Origin of the sequence: Pseudogracilibacillus sp. ICA-222130, assembly GCF_037892545.1 — a bacterium.
In the GTDB taxonomy this organism is placed as follows: Bacteria; Bacillota; Bacilli; order Bacillales; family Amphibacillaceae; genus Pseudogracilibacillus.
The window spans coordinates 77,296-94,273 of sequence record NZ_JBBKBG010000002.1 but is presented as its reverse complement, the minus strand read 5'-3'; the positions used below and the strand labels follow the sequence as shown (position 1 = coordinate 94,273).

Annotated in this window: 20 protein-coding genes; 4 read left to right on the top strand and 16 right to left on the bottom strand. The window is 34.9% G+C overall.

Annotated features, from left to right (window positions below; genetic code table 11):
* On the bottom strand, window positions 1-204 hold the full coding sequence (locus WKT09_RS01835; protein ID WP_340414388.1) for a helix-turn-helix transcriptional regulator: 204 nt from the start codon (window positions 202-204) through the stop codon (window positions 1-3).
* Between the two features lie 169 nt (window positions 205-373).
* Here WKT09_RS01835 and WKT09_RS01830 point away from each other — a divergent pair, with 169 nt between their 5' ends.
* Entirely contained in the window at window positions 374-559 is a 186-nt protein-coding gene (locus tag WKT09_RS01830) for a YhzD family protein (RefSeq protein WP_340414387.1), read from the top strand.
* Window positions 560-612: 53 nt separating this feature from the next.
* Here WKT09_RS01830 and fumC read toward each other — a convergent pair whose 3' ends face one another.
* From fumC to WKT09_RS01780, 10 genes are all read right to left on the bottom strand, one after another.
* Entirely contained in the window at window positions 613-2,004 is a 1,392-nt protein-coding gene (fumC, locus tag WKT09_RS01825) for a class II fumarate hydratase (RefSeq protein ID WP_340414386.1), read from the bottom strand.
* A gap of 195 nt (window positions 2,005-2,199) precedes the next feature.
* The gene (locus WKT09_RS01820; RefSeq protein WP_340414385.1) at window positions 2,200-2,433 is read right to left on the bottom strand and encodes an IDEAL domain-containing protein; all 234 of its coding nucleotides are present in this window, start codon (window positions 2,431-2,433) and stop codon (window positions 2,200-2,202) included.
* A gap of 64 nt (window positions 2,434-2,497) precedes the next feature.
* Window positions 2,498-3,706 carry an MFS transporter gene (locus tag WKT09_RS01815; protein ID WP_340414384.1) on the bottom strand — a complete coding sequence of 403 codons (1,209 nt, stop codon included), beginning with the start codon at window positions 3,704-3,706 and terminating at the stop codon, window positions 2,498-2,500.
* A 500-nt stretch (window positions 3,707-4,206) separates the two neighbouring features.
* Window positions 4,207-4,500: an AzlD domain-containing protein gene (locus WKT09_RS01810; protein WP_340414383.1), complete on the bottom strand. Its 294-nt coding sequence runs from the start codon at window positions 4,498-4,500 to the stop codon at window positions 4,207-4,209.
* A complete protein-coding gene (locus tag WKT09_RS01805) occupies window positions 4,501-5,214 on the bottom strand; it encodes an AzlC family ABC transporter permease (protein ID WP_340414542.1) in 714 nt (237 codons plus the stop codon).
* Window positions 5,215-5,266: 52 nt separating this feature from the next.
* Complete coding sequence (map, locus tag WKT09_RS01800; RefSeq protein WP_340414382.1) at window positions 5,267-6,019, bottom strand: type I methionyl aminopeptidase; 753 nt, start codon at window positions 6,017-6,019, stop codon at window positions 5,267-5,269.
* A gap of 129 nt (window positions 6,020-6,148) precedes the next feature.
* Window positions 6,149-6,250, bottom strand: a complete 102-nt coding sequence (locus WKT09_RS01795; protein WP_340414381.1) for a YjcZ family sporulation protein — start codon at window positions 6,248-6,250, stop codon at window positions 6,149-6,151.
* Window positions 6,251-6,348: 98 nt separating this feature from the next.
* Entirely contained in the window at window positions 6,349-7,110 is a 762-nt protein-coding gene (locus tag WKT09_RS01790) for a (S)-benzoin forming benzil reductase (protein ID WP_340414380.1), read from the bottom strand.
* Window positions 7,111-7,129: 19 nt separating this feature from the next.
* Window positions 7,130-8,500: a dipeptidase gene (locus WKT09_RS01785; RefSeq protein WP_340414379.1), complete on the bottom strand. Its 1,371-nt coding sequence runs from the start codon at window positions 8,498-8,500 to the stop codon at window positions 7,130-7,132.
* Between the two features lie 92 nt (window positions 8,501-8,592).
* On the bottom strand, window positions 8,593-9,387 hold the full coding sequence (locus WKT09_RS01780) for a YhcN/YlaJ family sporulation lipoprotein (RefSeq protein ID WP_340414378.1): 795 nt from the start codon (window positions 9,385-9,387) through the stop codon (window positions 8,593-8,595).
* A gap of 144 nt (window positions 9,388-9,531) precedes the next feature.
* On the opposite strand from WKT09_RS01780, the gene WKT09_RS01775 reads away from it, so the two are divergent.
* Window positions 9,532-9,780 (top strand): YhdB family protein, encoded by a 249-nt coding sequence (locus WKT09_RS01775; RefSeq protein ID WP_336267343.1) that lies wholly within the window; start codon window positions 9,532-9,534, stop codon window positions 9,778-9,780.
* Here the strand turns inward: WKT09_RS01775 and WKT09_RS01770 are convergent.
* Complete coding sequence (locus WKT09_RS01770) at window positions 9,743-10,603, bottom strand: S1 family peptidase (protein WP_340414377.1); 861 nt, start codon at window positions 10,601-10,603, stop codon at window positions 9,743-9,745. The genes WKT09_RS01775 and WKT09_RS01770 overlap by 38 nt on opposite strands.
* Before the next feature lie 166 nt (window positions 10,604-10,769).
* On the opposite strand from WKT09_RS01770, the gene WKT09_RS01765 reads away from it, so the two are divergent.
* Window positions 10,770-11,336: a beta-class carbonic anhydrase gene (locus tag WKT09_RS01765; protein WP_340414376.1), complete on the top strand. Its 567-nt coding sequence runs from the start codon at window positions 10,770-10,772 to the stop codon at window positions 11,334-11,336.
* Window positions 11,337-11,561: 225 nt separating this feature from the next.
* Here WKT09_RS01765 and WKT09_RS01760 read toward each other — a convergent pair whose 3' ends face one another.
* Window positions 11,562-12,635, bottom strand: a complete 1,074-nt coding sequence (locus tag WKT09_RS01760; protein WP_340414375.1) for an undecaprenyldiphospho-muramoylpentapeptide beta-N-acetylglucosaminyltransferase — start codon at window positions 12,633-12,635, stop codon at window positions 11,562-11,564.
* A 695-nt stretch (window positions 12,636-13,330) separates the two neighbouring features.
* Here WKT09_RS01760 and WKT09_RS13750 point away from each other — a divergent pair.
* Complete coding sequence (locus WKT09_RS13750) at window positions 13,331-13,543, top strand: IS3 family transposase (protein WP_445323961.1); 213 nt, start codon at window positions 13,331-13,333, stop codon at window positions 13,541-13,543.
* Window positions 13,544-13,583: 40 nt separating this feature from the next.
* Here WKT09_RS13750 and WKT09_RS01755 read toward each other — a convergent pair whose 3' ends face one another.
* The 3 genes from WKT09_RS01755 to WKT09_RS01745 all read right to left on the bottom strand — a co-directional run bounded on the left by WKT09_RS01755 (window position 13,584) and on the right by WKT09_RS01745 (window position 16,968).
* Window positions 13,584-14,291, bottom strand: a complete 708-nt coding sequence (locus tag WKT09_RS01755) for a FadR/GntR family transcriptional regulator (protein ID WP_340414541.1) — start codon at window positions 14,289-14,291, stop codon at window positions 13,584-13,586.
* 70 nt (window positions 14,292-14,361) lie between these two features.
* On the bottom strand, window positions 14,362-15,873 hold the full coding sequence (gene garD, locus WKT09_RS01750; protein WP_340414374.1) for a galactarate dehydratase: 1,512 nt from the start codon (window positions 15,871-15,873) through the stop codon (window positions 14,362-14,364).
* 84 nt (window positions 15,874-15,957) lie between these two features.
* Complete coding sequence (locus tag WKT09_RS01745; protein WP_340414373.1) at window positions 15,958-16,968, bottom strand: mannonate dehydratase; 1,011 nt, start codon at window positions 16,966-16,968, stop codon at window positions 15,958-15,960.
* Window positions 16,969-16,978 lie beyond the last annotated feature (10 nt).

The window sequence follows — 16,978 nt, the reverse complement described above, 5'->3', positions numbered from 1 at the left end:
CTACGTCTCATCTCCTTCAAATATAAATATTTCTTCAATTGGAAGTCCAAATTTGGACGAAATTTTAAATGCTAGTTCTAAGGAAGGGTTATACTTCCCTACTTCTATCGCCACTATTGACTGGCGTGATACACCGACCGCTTTCGCTAAATCCTCTTGTGTCCATTTTTGTTCTTTCCGTAACTCTCTTATCCTATTTTTCACTTCCGCATTTCCGCTCCTTTTGTCAAGGTAACTTTACATAAAGTATAAATATATAAAGATAAGATGTCAAGGTGACTTTACAAAGAAAAAATATATATGTATAACTTCAAATATAAGCGCTTTCATGGCATAATGTATGTACGACATATTTTTCTTAGGAGGAATAAGGATGGGCGACTACGTATTAACAGTATTTGAAAAGAATGGAGAAAAACTATTAGATGAAACGATTCAAGCGAGCAATGATGCAGAAGGAAAAACAATAGCAGAACAGATGCTCAAAGAAAAAGGGTACGAAGAACATACCCATCGTTTCGTAGCCCCAAATGCAAGATTAGTTTTATTTCATCGTTAAAAAAAGAATGAGACGAAAGCTTATCATATTAGCTCGTCTCATTCTTTTTCATTCTATTCTTTAATTGTCCCGATCATATTTTCAGGTACAACATATTTATCGAATTCTTCTTCTGTTAATAAACCTAATTTAACAGCTGTCGCTTTTAATGTTGAGTTCTCTTCGTAAGCTGTTTTAGCAATTTTTGCTGCATTTTCATATCCAATATGTGGGTTTAATGCAGTAACTAACATTAAAGAGTCATTTAAGAATTGATCGATTTTTTCATAGTTCGGTTCAATTCCGCGTACACAACGCTCTTCAAACGATAACATTCCATCTGCAAGTAACTGTGCAGATTGTAAGAAGTTGAATGCAATTACTGGTTTGAATACGTTTAATTCAAAATTACCTTGGCTCGCTGCAAATCCAATAGAAGCGTCATTTCCAATAACTTGTGTAACGATCATCGTTAATGCTTCACTCTGTGTCGGATTCACTTTACCAGGCATAATAGAACTTCCTGGTTCATTCGCAGGAATAATAATTTCACCTAATCCTGAACGTGGGCCACTTGCTAACCAACGAACATCGTTTGCCACTTTCATTAAGTCAGCCGCTAATGCTTTTAAAGCACCATGAGCATATACTGTTTCATCATAACTCGTTAATGAGTGGAATTTCACCGGCTCAGAACGGAATGCCTTTCCAGTAATGTTTGAAATCTCAGCACACGTTTTTTCTGCATAATCTGGATGTGCGTTTAAGCCTGTTCCTACCGCTGTTCCACCGATTGCTAAATCTTTTAAATGGTCCGCACTTTCTTGGATCATTTTTTCAGTTTTTTCTAACATACGATGCCAACCGCTCATTTCTTGTCCTAAAGTGATTGGTGTCGCATCTTGTAAATGTGTACGACCAATTTTCACGACTTCTTTAAATGCTTCCGCTTTCACATTAATGGAGTCTTTTAATACGCGTAGAGCAGGAAGTACTGTATCTTCTAATTTTAATACCGCTGCAACGTGTAATGCTGTAGGGTATGTATCATTCGAACTCTGTGATTTGTTTACATCATCGTTCGGGTGTAATGTTAAGTCACTACCTTTTTCTTGTAAAAACTTATTTCCAACATGAGCAATTACTTCGTTTACATTCATGTTTGATTGTGTTCCACTACCTGTTTGCCATACGACTAATGGAAAATGTTCTGTTAATTCATCTGCCAAAATTTTGTCTGCCGCATATGCAATCGCTTCTGCTTTTTCACTTTCTAATAACCCTAAATCATTGTTTACGATGGCAGATGCTTTTTTTGTAATAGCAAATGCTTTAATAATTTCCACTGGCATAGTTTCATGACCGATTGGGAAATTTTGTTTACTTCTCTGTGTTTGCGCACCCCAAAACTTATCTGCTGGTACTTTAATTTCCCCGATAGTATCTCGTTCAATACGATAATCCATCACTTTATTCCTCCCTATGGACCGTAATTATATTATATTGCCTCGTTCTTATTGTAACAAAGAATGGAGATGAAATGTACTGAAATCTCCTCACATTACAGAAAGCCCTTACAAACGGTCTATATCTTTATTTCAACTGTTTTTCCATATAAAAAGAGATATGGCACAAGTCCATATCTCCACACACGTTCCAAATTAATGTAATAAATAAGAACGATATTGTTCACTTAACTGCATAAATTTATCGTGATCACCTTCATCAAGTGCAATGTCAATTTGCTTTTGAAGATGCTTTTTATTCCATTCATAACAAAGTTGGTCTAATAGTAAACGAGCCGTTATGGAAATATCGAACGGTGCTTCCTTTTTAGCCTCCAACATTTTTCCTTTGTAACGATAAATTTGATAGTTTGTCTTTTGCTTTTTCATGGAAGACGCCCCCTTTTAGCTCCTTTACATATATTATGCACAATTATCTGAATTATTGCAATAATTAAATACTTTTCGTTTCCGGTTTAATACAAACAAATGCAAGTATTGCGGTAATAATTGCTAAGCATGTAAATAATATGACGATAGAAATAATCGTCTTTTTCATTAAAATTGCAATGATTGGAGGGCCTGCTGCAACACCAATAAAACGCATGGCACTATAGATGGACGTAATCGCACCTAATACATTCTTTTCTAAACTATTCGTAATAAGCGCATCTAAGCATGGAAGTGCAATACCAATCCCTGCTCCACATACTAAAAAAATAACAATAACGTAAATAAAATGACGTTCTAGCGATAAAACTGTCACGGAAGCACCAGAAATTACAGTACCGATAAAAATAATCCATTTCATTTTTACAATATCGTTTCCAATTTTCTTTCCAGTTATGTAAGATGCAATCGACAACGCTAAAAGTGGAATAGCTAATAACAGTCCTTTTTTCACGCCTTTTATGTGAAAATCATCCTCGAGAAGGCTCGACAAATAAAATAAAAAACCAAATAAAATAAACATTAAAATTGCTCCGATAATAAAAATTGCAATGAGCCATTTTTTATGTGCTTGAAATGTCTTTTTCACTTTTCCCCAATATGTTGCAAACGTAATTTTTTCCTCTTCTTTTTCTTCCTTCTTTTTAATTAAAAAAATAATTAGTAATAGCGAAATCGCACAAAAAAATGGAATAGCTAGAAATGGTAAAAACCATATGACTGCTGTTAGTGCAGCCCCTAAAATCGGGCTTAGCACTTTTCCGACTGTATTGGATGTTTCAATTACACCGAGCGTAGCACTCGCTTCTTCCTTGTTAAACATATCCCCGATTAACGGAAAGACAATCGGCATGGCACCGGAGGCACCAATTCCTTGTAAAATTCTCCCGATGATGATAAAGGTGAAAGGGTCTTCCATTTTCCATGCTGCAATTCCTGCAATTAGTCCACCAATTCCCGCAATAATTAACGCCGGTACGATAATCACTTTTCTTCCAAATCTGTCTGATAAATAACCTGCGATTGGAATACAAATGATTGCAACAATGGAATACACAGTGATAATATAACTCGATTGTAATTTAGAGATAGATATTTTTTCTTCCATTACAGGTAAAATTGGGATAAGCATGGAATTTCCTAAAGTCATAATGAGTGGTACAGATGCTAATGCGACGATTGCCCAACGTTTTTCTCTTTCCATTGTTTTCATAACATTGCTGCTCCTTTTTCGACAGAAGTAATGGTATTATGCACCAATGGTATTTTTCTATTCGTGTATCGCATTCAAATTTGGGATGGATATGGGATGGGGTGGTTTTTTTCGGTGGGAAAAGAAGATGAACTAGCACACTAGGATTTGTGATTTTCTTTTTTGAAGACGCCGGGCTGGACCTTGCGTCCTTGAAATCGCGATTTTTCCATTTTCAGGGATGGTAGAGCTCTCCAACGTCCTTGAAATTACGATTTTTCTGTTTTCAGGGACGGTAGAGCTCTCCAGCGTCCTTGAAATTACGGTTTTTCTATTTTCAGGGACGATAGAACATCCCAGCGTCCTCAAATTCGCGATTTTCCCTTTTTCAAGGACGATAGAAAACCCCAATGCACTTCAAATCGCAATTTCTCCTTTTCCAAGGACGATAAAATGCTCCACAGCATCAACAACCAAAAAAAGCCTCGCGCAATCTACGCAAGACTTTTACAGTTATATCATTACATCGTTAATAAAAATACCGTTGCAATTGCACCAACTACAACAATGACAACATTTAATCCAACATATGCTAAAATAACCGCAACGATGCCACCTAAAATCCCGATATGTGGCTTGCCATCGATGACAGATAAAATTCCTGGAAAAATAAGTGCACCTAATGCAGCATATGGAATTGCCCTGAGCCAATTATTAATCCACTCTTTAAACATTAACTTATTGACGATAAATACAGGGATAATACGTGGAATAATCGTCACTAACGCCATCCCAATAATAATGAAGAGTACCATTTATTTTTTCTCCTTTAAAAGATAAACTCCGCTTAATCCACCGACCACTGTTCCGAGAACAATTGCCCAACCGCTACTTAAAAATTGACTCGCTATAAGATTTATGAGCATCGCAAAAATCGCTATAAAGCCGAATTTTATTTCTTTTTTCACAGTCGGAATGAGCAATCCTATAAATAAGGCATACAGAGCTATTCCCATACTTTGGCTTAATTGTTCGGGGATGACTTCTCCTAATAAACCACCTAAAAAAGAGCCAAACACCCAACTTAAATAAGCAATAATATAAATCGCTAAATAAAAATAAATGCCATGTTTTTTATGTATGTTTTCATTGCGGATCGATGATACTGCAAAGACTTCATCTGTTAATGTTAAAGAAAGACCGAGCTTCCCTTTGAATGAAAAACTATCCCGAACTTCATTCATAAAAGATAAACTCATGACAAAATGTCGGAAGTTTAATACGAATGTCGCAACGACAATTTCTATCATGCCTGCACTTGCGGCAATCATATTTACACCCATAAATTGACTAGCACCTGCATATACGAGAGCACTCATTAACGTAATTTCTATTAAAGACATGCCAGATTGTGCTGCGAGAACACCGAACGTAATCGCAACCGGAATATAGCCTAAAATAATCGGAAACCCAGCTTGAATTCCTTCTTGAAACATAGCTACGGCTTGTCTTCGTTCAGATGGTTCCATTTGTTTTATCTCACTTGCCAATTTCAGACCCTCCAATATGAACGGCGAAAAATTATTCGTCTTGTTCTGTTATGATGATTGGACCATCTTTGGTGATTGCTAATGTATGTTCATATTGTGCGGAACGTCCACCATCAATTGTACGAGCTGTCCATCCATTGTCATCCATTTTACTTTTCCAATCGCCTTCATTAATCATCGGCTCAATTGTAATAACCATACCTTCTTTTAAACGTATCCCCTTGTTCGGCTCACCGAAATGCGGGATATGTGGTGGTTCATGAATCGTTGGTCCAATACCATGGCCTGTAAATTCACGTACAACAGAAAAACCTTCCCCTTCTGCATACGTTTGGATCGCATGACCAATATCGCCAATACGATTTCCAACCTGTGCTTGTTCGATTCCTAAATATAACGCCTTTTTAGTTACTTCCATAAGACGTTTTCCTTTTTCATCTACTTCTCCTACTTCATATGTCCATGCAGAGTCTGCTAACCCACCATTTAAATTAACGACCATATCAATGGTAACAATATCACCGTTTTTTAATTTTTCATTTCTAGGAAAACCATGACAAATTTCATCATTAATCGAGGCACATGTTGCATATTTATACCCTTGGAAACCTTTTTGTTCAGGTGTTGCTCCATGTTTTCTTAAAAACTCCTCAACGAAATGATCAATTTCCATCGTTGTAATACCTGGTTTAATCATTTTCGCAATTTCTTTATGTGTTTTTACAAGCAAATCTCCTGCTGCTTGCATCATTTCAATTTCACGTTTACTTTTTCGTGTAATCACTGAACGTACACCCTTTCAGTTTAAATTTTTACCTTTATTAAGTTTATCATAAAATAAGCATTTTTTTATAAAAAATGAACTTCCATAAAAAAGGGACTAGCAATAGATACTAGCCCTTTTCTTTCAGCCTTAACAGTAATTTCGTCCAATATAAATTGCCCCTACAATTACTAACAAAATAAATAACACTAATACGATGGAATAACCACCTGCATACCCTACGTTACTCATTATGAATAACCTCCTTCTTTCTATGTCTTTCATGTACTAACAACATATGAATATCCATAAAAGAAGTTAGGGCGATTGACTATAGACAATAGAACTCCTTAAAAATAATCTCTTACATAGTAAACTTTTCCATTTTCAATCGTTGCGGCATCTGTCAAAATGTCTGTTAACACAGAGGCAACCACTTCTGTGTCTGATAAAGCATTTTGCTGTTTATAATGTTTAAACGTATCTACATCAACAAAATGCTCATAATCTGTTGAACGAATGACCCCTTGCATCTCTGTATCCATTTTTCCAGGACTGAAGGCAAATACTTTATTATTCGTTCCTAATTTTTCTTGTTCTAATGCAACCGTTTTTGTATACATGTTTAAGCTCGCTTTTGAACTACAATAAGCACTCCAACCATAGTATGGTGATTCTGCTGCACCACTCGTCACATTTACTCCAATCACTTGAAAGCCTTGTTTCATTGATACATGTAAAAATTCATTCATCAAGATCATTGGTGCTAATACATTCACCTGATAATGTGTCATTAATTCTTCTGGTAAAATATGCAATGACTTTTTTATTGGTTCTACGACTGCAGCATTGTTGACGACATATATTTGAGATAAACCATCTATGGCATAGATTTTTTCTTTTATTTGATCCATCGTCTTTTTTACATCTTCCATATTTGCCAAATCTGTAGGAAAAAAAGTATATGTGGCACTGCTTTGTGCTGCAACCTCCTCCAATGATTCATCATTCGTCCTACTTACACCAAACACATCAATATTCGACTCCAATAAAAACTTAGCAACGGATCTTCCTAATCCTTTTGATGCCCCTGTTACAATTGCAATTGTCATCGTAATCCCCTCTCATCTTTTACATATTACCAAGTTCATGCCAATAATATGCAATTGTCTCCATTCCTTTATCAAAACTATCTAATGGGAAGCTTTCGTTCGGTGAATGGAGACGATCTTCTGGTGTACCAAATCCTAATAAAATAATTGGAATTTGATAAATTTCATCTAACCATTCTACGACAGGAATAGACCCTCCCATACGGACGAACACAGCTTCTTTCTCAAATGCTTTCTCATAACATGTTGCTGCTAACTGTATGTACGGATGATCTGGTGCCACTTTATATGCCTTAGAAGAAAGTTTCTCTAAATGTACTTCTACCTCCACACCAGATGGTGCTACTTTATCGACATGTTCTTTCAATAGTTGTTGAATATGATCTGGGTCCTGCCCTGGTACTAAACGACATGTTATTTTCGCTGTTGCTGTTGCAGGAATAATTGTTTTAGACCCTTCTCCTTGATATCCACCATACATCCCATTAATTTCAAACGTTGGACGTGCCATCGTATGTTCTTTAGCATCGTACCCTTTTTCAGATACGGTCTCTTTCACACCAGTCGTTTCTTCGTAATTTTCGCCTTTTACCGCTGCGATTAATGCACGTTCTTCTTCTGTTAACCCTTCGACACCATCATAAAATCCGTCGACAAGTACTACTTCCTCTTCACTTTTCATCGAAGCTAAAATATGTGCCAAAGCCATTAATGGATTTCGAACAGCTCCTCCATAAAGCCCTGAATGTAAGTCTTGGTTAGGCCCTTTTACATGAATTTCAATACCGGTAAACCCTTTTAAACCATATAAAATTGTCGGTTGATTTTTAGCAACCATTCCCGAATCAGAAATAACGACGAGATCTGCTTGAAACAATTCTTTTTTCGCTTGCAACACGTCGTATAAATTTTCACTACCGATTTCCTCTTCTCCTTCTATACATACCTTCACATTAATCGGTAAAGATCCTTCTGCTTTCATATATGCTTTCAAAACTGCTAAGTGCATGAAAACTTGTCCTTTATCATCACTTGCACCGCGTGCATATAAACGTTCATTTTTTATGACCGCTTCAAATGGGTCACTATCCCACTCATCAAGGGGATCCACCGGTTGAACATCATAATGTCCATAAAATAACACTGTCGGCTTATCCGGCCCTGCTTCTACATATTCCCCATATACGAGTGGATGACCAGATGTATCCATTTGAGTAACATTGGAAAATCCTATTTCATTTAAATACTTTTCTACAAAGCATGCTGCACGTGTAACCTCTTCTTTATATGAATTATCTGTACTCACACTAGGAATAGCTAAAAATTCCGTTAATTCATCTAATAAAAGGGAGCGATTTTCCTCTATGTATTGTAATACGTTTTTAGTCATCATTCATCATCCTTTCAAGCTATCCTTCATATCGTACCATATTATGCAAAAAGAAAAAACGAGTTCTTAAAAAACTCGTTTTTTCTTCACTTTTATGGTTTATTTTGTGGGAAAATTCGTTCGATCGTATTACCAATTTGATCAAAAAATCCACGAACTGGTTTTCCATTATCCATATCTGTTATATAATTATTCGCTAAATCTAAGAAGTCTGGACTTGTTGATACGTAAACATTATCAATATCATTGTCCACGTCTTGAACGATGTCCGCGATCTTATTTTTAACTTGATCGCTTACTTCGTCTGATTCGACTTGACGGTCATCATCATAACGATTCGTGTCAATATCTCTTTTGTTCGCCATATGGTTATCCGTGCCACGATCGTTCGCATCGCCTTCATTTACAGTACGGCTTTTTGCATTACGATCATTGGTATTTCGAACATTCATTCCAGTAGAATTATTTTGGCGATCATTTTTGGCAATATGATCTCCTTCTGTTGAATCATTTCGATTTAACTGGGCTGCAACATACGCATTACGATTAGATGTTAATACGTAGGCACGTTCGATGTCAGGGATTTCTGCAACAATTTTATCTGCTGCTTCTTTTGACACATCATATTCATCTTGACGATTATTTGATGCACGATTATTACTATGGCGATTTCTGTCTTCTAAACGGTCGCTTACATTTTCACCGATATTGTTTCGGTTACGATCGTTGTCACGTGTTTTTCTTACTTGGTCGCCTTCAAATCGTGTATTCTCTATCGTCTTATCTCCATTATTTGCAGGACGCTTTTCTTCATCCTTCGTGCTCATCCCTCCACACCCGACTAAAACAAATGCCGTAAATATGACGAAAAACGATTTCCATTTCATGTTTTATCCTCCTTTTCGTTTTGCTTTTAGTATGAAACGACAAAGAGGATTTATGTAGTACATTAAATGGAATTTCTGTCACACATATACAAGTAACATTTTCATCTATTTGCTCATATTAACATATAAAAGGAGGCGAATACGATGACTGAATATGAAAAGTCATTATATGATGTCCATGCGAATAACTGGGATAGTTTATTTATAACGATGTTACGTACAGATGATCATTTTTTAGAAAAGAAAATTCATCGATTTTTATATGCGTATTATTACACGATAGAACAAAAACATATTATGTTTCATTACCATTGTTTACTTTCTTATATTCATCACGCACTTCGAAAAACGATTCTCACTTACGATACATGTCAAAGTAATCAATCGGAATGAACAAACCAACTCGGCCTGCTTCGTCATGATCCAATGTCGCATAAACGACACCTATAACTAATCCATCCTCATTAATTACTGGACTTCCACTATTTCCCCGATATACCGGTGCATCCATCATGACGACAGGTAATGGCTTTTTCTTTACTGAAATATAATCGAGTACTTTTCCCTCGTTTGCAATTCCAGTAAATCTGAGCGGATTACCGATAAAATAAATATGTTCCTCTTCATGTAAAACGAATTCTTTCGCTAATGGTAAATATGGAAAAGTATCATCTCCTTCTAATCGTAACAATGCCAAGTCAATCTCTGGATACGTTTCCACCACTTCTCCTACATGTAGTCCTTTTTCTGGAAATGCTACAGTTACTTTATGATACCCTTCAATAACATGATAATTCGTTAAAATATCGCCTTGCTCATTAATGGAAAAACCCGTTCCACTTCCTCCATCTGTTTCGATTACGACAACCGATTTTTTATACGTCTTAATATTCTCCTGTTTCGACAATTTTGCACTCGTTTTAATAAATTCAACTGCTGGAATAGAAATCGTTTGTGGTAAAAATGCGAGCACATTCATCATCAAAAATAATGCAATTAACCAATAAAATGTACGCGGTAACTTTCTGTATGATTTCTTTTCTTCTTCCCTTATCCGCGCTCTTTCAAGTGCTTTTTCTCGTGCTTCTTGTACAAGCTCATACAGTTCTTCATCCTCAAACTCCTCATACAAATCTTCATCTATAATATTGTCCTCATATATATCTTTTTCTTGTTCATTTTCATGATGATTTGTTTCTTTTTCTTTATCTGTCAATCGTATCACCACGCTATTCGTTTACTACTATCTATTTTACCATGACATATTAAATATTTCTTATTTTCGTTTCATTCACAATATTCCTAAATGTAATGAACATACAGATTTATTTTGTTGTGATATAATATGATTGTTATACGATTTTGGAAAGGAAGTGCCCTAGATGCAAATAGAAAAAATGCTAGAATATAATGAAAATTTCGTGGCCAATAAAAATTATGAACAATTTTTAACGACATCGATTCCAAATAAGAAAATGGTCGTTTTCACTTGTATGGAATCACGTTTAGTGGAACTTTTACCAAAAGCATTAAACATCGAAAATGGAGATGCAAAGATGGTAAAAAATGCTGGAGCAATTATTCGTAAATCTTTTGACAGCATTATGAAGAGTATTTTAGTTGCTGTGTACAATTTACAAGCAGAAGAGGTTGTTGTGATTGGGCATCATGACTGTGGGATGTCTTGCGTTGATACGAAAGCATTAATGGAAAAAATGCGTTCAGAAGGAATTACCGATGAGACATTTAATGCTTTAGAGTATTCTGGTATTGACTTCCATAAGGAATTTCATGGTTTTGAAACAGTAGAAGAATCTATTGCGCAAAGTGTAGAAATTATCCGTGGTCATCCATTACTTCCTGCACACGTATTAGTACACGGACTAGTTATTGATCCACATACAGGAAAAGTGGACATTGTATCCATCGACAGAGAAAAAGCAAAATAAATAACAAAAGGATTGGGACATAAAATCGTATGAATATTTTACGCCCCAATCCTTTTTTAATGTTTGATAAACTGTATTACGCCCTATGATTTGCTTCTCTAGAAATGGGTCTAGACAATACATGGACCTTTAATTAAAAAAATCGATTGTTTTGATAAAATATGAATCGTCCAGGATCTTCAATAAAAAACCTTTCACAGATATTTTTCTATGAAAGGTTTATTTTTATTTTTTGGCCATCGACTCAATAAGTTGAATCACTTCACGACGAGCAACTTCACTATTTTCTACTTGTAAATTTCCTTTTAAAGTTTCCGCCTCTTCTGTTAATCTTGTTATAGCTTGCAGGAGAGTGCTATTTGTCATATCTTCTTCCAAGAGTACATGTGCATACCCTTGACGTTCAAATGATTTCGCATTATCAATCTGGTCGCCACGACTAGCAGCTAATGATAATGGAACCAATAACATCGGAATATTCATTGCCAAAAATTCAAAAATAGCGTTTGATCCTGCTCGTGATAACACGATATCTGTAATCGCAAATAGATCATTTAATTCATCATGCACATATTCATACTGTACATAACCTACCCTATTAAGTGTCTCATCCACATTGCCTTTTCCACATATATGAATAATTTGATATGTCTTTAATAAAGTATCTAAATTTTCACGAATTATTTCGTTAATTTTTTGGGAACCGATACTCCCACCCATAATAAGTAAGGTCGTTTTTCCTTCCTTAAATCCAGTTAATTCGTATCCACTATTTCGTGTACCTGTAAATAAGTGTTCACGCACAACAGCACCGACATGTTTCGCTTTGTCCCCCTTAATATATTTGACTGTTTCAGGAAACGTTGTTAAAACTTTCTTCGCAAAAGGGGATGCTAATTTATTCGCTAATCCAGGAGTTAGATCCGATTCGTGAATAATCGTTGGTACGCGTTTTAATTTTGCCGCAATCACAACTGGGACAGAAACAAACCCACCTTTTGAAAAAATAATTTGTGGTTTTGTTTTACGTATTACACGCGTTGCATCTACAACTCCTTTTAATACTTTGAATGGATCTTTAAAATTTTCAATCGACATATAACGTCTTAATTTCCCAGTTGAAATAGGATAATAATCAACATATGGAATATCTTCAACTAATTCACGTTCAATTCCGTCTTTAGAACCGATATAACTAATTTTCCATCCTTGCTCATGAAAGTATGGTATAAGTGCTAAATTTACAATAACGTGGCCCGCAGTTCCTCCACCAGTAAATAATATACTTTTCTCCTGCATTATATATTCTCTCTCCTAATTTTTCATTCTGTACAAATGTATGTATGCTTTTTCTTATTTATACGGTTAATCCATTACTAACAATAATCTATTTATCATATTTTTTCAATAAAATTTCTAACCCAAATAAGATTTGAGCCAAATATATAGCTATTAAAGAGTCACATGAAGCGGATAAGTTAGCGTTGTTTTATTATGTGACATTGTTGGTGTTTCTAGAACTGTTTATTATAAATGGTTGCCCTAATACATAACATATAATCGAACCATCATACAAATCTAAAATAGCACTTGTTTTTTTACAAGAGCCATCCGTTACCTATTTTTCATTCGGTTTTTTAGCAATATGATCTGTATTTGAATGTCTGTATTTTTCTCTTTCTACGTATCACAGATTCAATTTTGGCAACTTTCATCACCATCGATAATAATGCACTTGTCTTTAACACACTTGAGGGTGCAGTGAATCAATTAGATGGAGAGCATCCCCTTATTCATAGTAATTGTGGGTATCAGTATACATCTAAGGGTTTTAAACGCCATATAGATAATGCACAAATAACACATAGCATGTCTCAAGTAGGGAAATATATTGACAATGACCCCATAGAGACGTTTTTGGGAACACTAAAATGTGAGTAATATTATTTACACAAAAATGAAACATTCACGGAACTCTACGAAGCGATTGATGAATATATTTATTTTACAACCATGAAAGATATAAAGAAAAACTAAACAGCCTTAGTCCTATTGAATTCAGAACTAAAGCCGCTTTATTAATTTTTTATTATTTCCACTGTCTACTTATTAGGGGCAGTTCAGAGTCTTTATTTATTGTTGGCATAGCTTTTGCACTACTTCACCAATATGGATATCATTTTACTGCCCATATTGTACTATATTAACTAGAGGAGTGATTTTTAGGTAATCTATATTATTATTTTACTACTTTTTTATATCATTTCTAGATAAAATTTTCGTCCTTACATCTGATAAATGTTCATACATATGTTTATATGCACTAATTGGGTCCCTTTTTAATAAAGCCTGATAAATATTTTCATGAAAATTAATTGTTTTCTCTTTCTCTCTATATGGAATTAAACTATCTGTTTTTTCATGTACCATCAAAAGTGCATCCATCATCCCCTGTATAACAGAATTTTCTGCACTTTTTCCAATTATTCTATGAAATTGTATATCATATTGACCATAATCATTCGAAACAGACTGCCTAATTTTATCATTTACTTTCTTTAATTCTTCTAATTCACTTTCCTTAATTTTTTCAGCCGCTAAAGTTACCATACCTAATTCCAATGCCATTCTAGCTTCTATAATTGCTTCCACATCATTGATAGCCAATGCTAGCATAGCTCTAAATGGAGCACTTCCTATCTTTTCATTTACAATCGTTCCACCCCTAGGTTTTCGTGTTACTATTTCTAGAGTCTCTAAAGAACTTAAAGCCTCCCTTAAAACAGGTCTACTTACCCCAAAATCATTCATAAGGTCCAATTCCGATGGAAGCTTATCACCCGCTCTTAATTCGCCATCCATTAGCATATCAATAATCTGTTCAAGTATTTGTCTGGATAACGTATTTCGCTGCACACCACTAACTTTTATATCACGCAATTTAATCTCCTCCATTAATATATATAATAGCATCTTTAATTGCTTTGTTAATTATTTCCCCTTTAGAATTAGGCATTTTGTATGATTAAGTTATTGGAGCCGGATTAAATAAAACAATATCATTATAAATATTCAGTTTTTCTGCTGATGTTCTTTTACCACTCGCAACATCAATAATTTCATGAAACAACTCCCAACCTATGTCTTCAATTGTTTTTTCTCCTGAAATAATCTCTCCTGCATTAACATCAATCAAGTCAGCCCATTGCTCTTTTAACTCAGTTCGTGTTGATACTTTTATAACCGGGGTCATCGATAAATTATACGGGGTACCTCTTCCCGTCGTAAATATTTGTAAGTGTGCGCCTGAAGCCGCTTGTAATGTACCACAAACAAAGTCACTAGCTGGAGTTGCAGCAAAGTTTAATCCAGTCTTTTTTACTTTTTCTCCTGGAGAAAGCACATCTACAATAGGACTACTTCCAGATTTACTTACAGAACCCAATGATTTTTCAATTACATTAGATAGTCCCCCTTTTAAATTACCGGGTGAGGGATTTTCAGATCGATCAACATTAGATTTTGACAAGTAGTTATCATACCAGGTCATTTCCCGTAATAGTTTTTGTAACACATCTTGATTAACTGCTCTTGGTACTAGTAAATGAACAGCATCTCTTACTTCTGTTACTTCCGAAAACAATACTGTTGCTCCCGCCTTAACTAAGAGGTCCGCTGCATAACCAACCGAAGGATTTGCTGTAATTCCTGAAAAAATATCACTACCACCACATTGTGTGCCAACCACAAGTTCTGAGAGTGGAAATTCTTCCCGCTCTCTTTTATTTAATTCTTTTAATTTCACTTCTGCATTTTCTACAATCTCATTAATCATGGCTTCAAAACCATTTTGTTCTTGAAGGAATATAATGTCACCATTATTTTCAGTAATCCTTGTCGGTTGTAACTTTTCACATCCTAGGCCAACTACTATAACCTCTCCTCCAAAACTACTATGATTGGATAAATTTTGTATCGTCCTAATTGGAATTTCTGCTTCCTTCGCATTAATAGCAACACCACACCCATATGCATGATTTAATGCAATAACATCATCAACATTTGGATATTTAGGTAGTAATTCTTTTATTTTTTGTACTGCTATATCTAGAACACCTACAACACATTGAACACTTGTTGTAATGCCTAAAATATTTCTAATACCAACTGTCCCATTTTTGTTTTTATAACCAAAAAAAGTATATTCTTTTGTTAAGTTTATATCATCGATTGTATTTCTTTTAGGTTCATATTTTATTTTTGATATTTCTTTAGGCATTGCTAACTCCAAATCCGATCCTTTGACCCATGATCCTTTAGCAATTCCCTTCTTCGCATAACCAATAACTTCTCCATACCTCTTCACTTCGTTTCCAATAGGGATATCATCTATTGCTATTTTTTGTCCCTGTGGAATATCTTCTGTCAACTTAATTTCTTCATCTATAATTGTACCTTTTTTTAATGTGAAATTACTAGTAACAATTGCAATATTATCTAGGTGATGCACTTTAATTATCAATTTATTTTTTGTCATTCATATTCCCTACCTTTTCAAAAATATTTTTAAAATAAAAAGGGAGATAATACTATTCGTACGTATTATCTCACTCAGTAAAGATTAGCCCATAAATTCATTCATGGCATTTATTAAAGCCTTTATATACCCTACAGAGTAAGCAAACCCCATACTTGACTTCTTCCAGCCAATGTTAGAATAAGCCCACTTATTATCTACATCAGGTTCATCTCCCGCAAAAATAGGAACATGATCTGGATTTAAACAGCCATCAAATCCAACCTTTTTTAATTCCAATAATATTTTATACATGTTTAAATCTCCATCATCTAACATTGCTTCTTCAAATGCTCCAGCAGTAGCCAAACTTCCTCTTACATTTCTAAAATGCACAAGAAAAATTCGTTTTTTCCTGCCAAAATGATTAATTTCATCCATCACTAATGAAGAACCACCTGCTTCCGCTCTCGTACCAATACAATAGACAAAACCTACATTTTCATTTGGAAACTGATCAACAATTTTATGAAGGCCTAATCCATCAAACGGGGAATTATGATGTGGCGTATCTGACGGATGCATCGCTAATTTAACATTTAAATCTTGAGATGTTTCCACTAAATGTTCATACGCCTTCCGAAACGAATTCCACCACTTATCTAATGCATCTTTACTTGGGATAGGTTTTTTATTTGTAAGTAAACCTAGGCTTTCACCTCTTGCAATAGCATCACCTCTATGTCGAGCCTCATAAAATTTAGACTGACCGTAAAATACATCCCCTTCAAACCTTTGTCTTACAATATCTATTCCCGCTTCGGAAAAAACTTTAATAGAATTAACTGAATTCTGCACTTGTTGTTCATTTTTTTCTGGATTTTCCATATAATTTTTATCAATATTTGGCAATGTAACACGATTAATATCCATTCCCCAAGATCTAATTCTTTTCTTTAACTTTAACAATTCATCTAAGTCTGGAAATCCTTGTTCACTAACCCCATGAAATGAATGTCCATTCCCAAAATCAATTTTATCAACACCTAGTTGTGACAATTGTTGTAAATCCAAATCAGATAATTCTGTTGTATTTGTTGTGATAGATACTTGCATCTATATTCGC

Coding starts and splice junctions, on each gene's coding strand:
- WKT09_RS01830 (WP_340414387.1), top strand. CDS start 374: ATGGGCGACTACGTATTAACAGTATTTGAAAAGAATGGAGAAAAACTA.
- fumC (WP_340414386.1), bottom strand. CDS start 2,004: ATGGATTATCGTATTGAACGAGATACTATCGGGGAAATTAAAGTACCA.
- WKT09_RS01820 (WP_340414385.1), bottom strand. CDS start 2,433: ATGAAAAAGCAAAAGACAAACTATCAAATTTATCGTTACAAAGGAAAA.
- WKT09_RS01815 (WP_340414384.1), bottom strand. CDS start 3,706: ATGAAAACAATGGAAAGAGAAAAACGTTGGGCAATCGTCGCATTAGCA.
- WKT09_RS01810 (WP_340414383.1), bottom strand. CDS start 4,500: ATGGTACTCTTCATTATTATTGGGATGGCGTTAGTGACGATTATTCCA.
- WKT09_RS01805 (WP_340414542.1), bottom strand. CDS start 5,214: ATGGAACCATCTGAACGAAGACAAGCCGTAGCTATGTTTCAAGAAGGA.
- WKT09_RS01795 (WP_340414381.1), bottom strand. CDS start 6,250: ATGAGTAACGTAGGGTATGCAGGTGGTTATTCCATCGTATTAGTGTTA.
- WKT09_RS01790 (WP_340414380.1), bottom strand. CDS start 7,110: ATGACAATTGCAATTGTAACAGGGGCATCAAAAGGATTAGGAAGATCC.
- WKT09_RS01785 (WP_340414379.1), bottom strand. CDS start 8,500: ATGACTAAAAACGTATTACAATACATAGAGGAAAATCGCTCCCTTTTA.
- WKT09_RS01780 (WP_340414378.1), bottom strand. CDS start 9,387: ATGAAATGGAAATCGTTTTTCGTCATATTTACGGCATTTGTTTTAGTC.
- WKT09_RS01775 (WP_336267343.1), top strand. CDS start 9,532: ATGACTGAATATGAAAAGTCATTATATGATGTCCATGCGAATAACTGG.
- WKT09_RS01765 (WP_340414376.1), top strand. CDS start 10,770: ATGCAAATAGAAAAAATGCTAGAATATAATGAAAATTTCGTGGCCAAT.
- WKT09_RS01760 (WP_340414375.1), bottom strand. CDS start 12,635: ATGCAGGAGAAAAGTATATTATTTACTGGTGGAGGAACTGCGGGCCAC.
- WKT09_RS01755 (WP_340414541.1), bottom strand. CDS start 14,291: ATGGAGGAGATTAAATTGCGTGATATAAAAGTTAGTGGTGTGCAGCGA.
- garD (WP_340414374.1), bottom strand. CDS start 15,873: ATGACAAAAAATAAATTGATAATTAAAGTGCATCACCTAGATAATATT.
- WKT09_RS01745 (WP_340414373.1), bottom strand. CDS start 16,968: ATGCAAGTATCTATCACAACAAATACAACAGAATTATCTGATTTGGAT.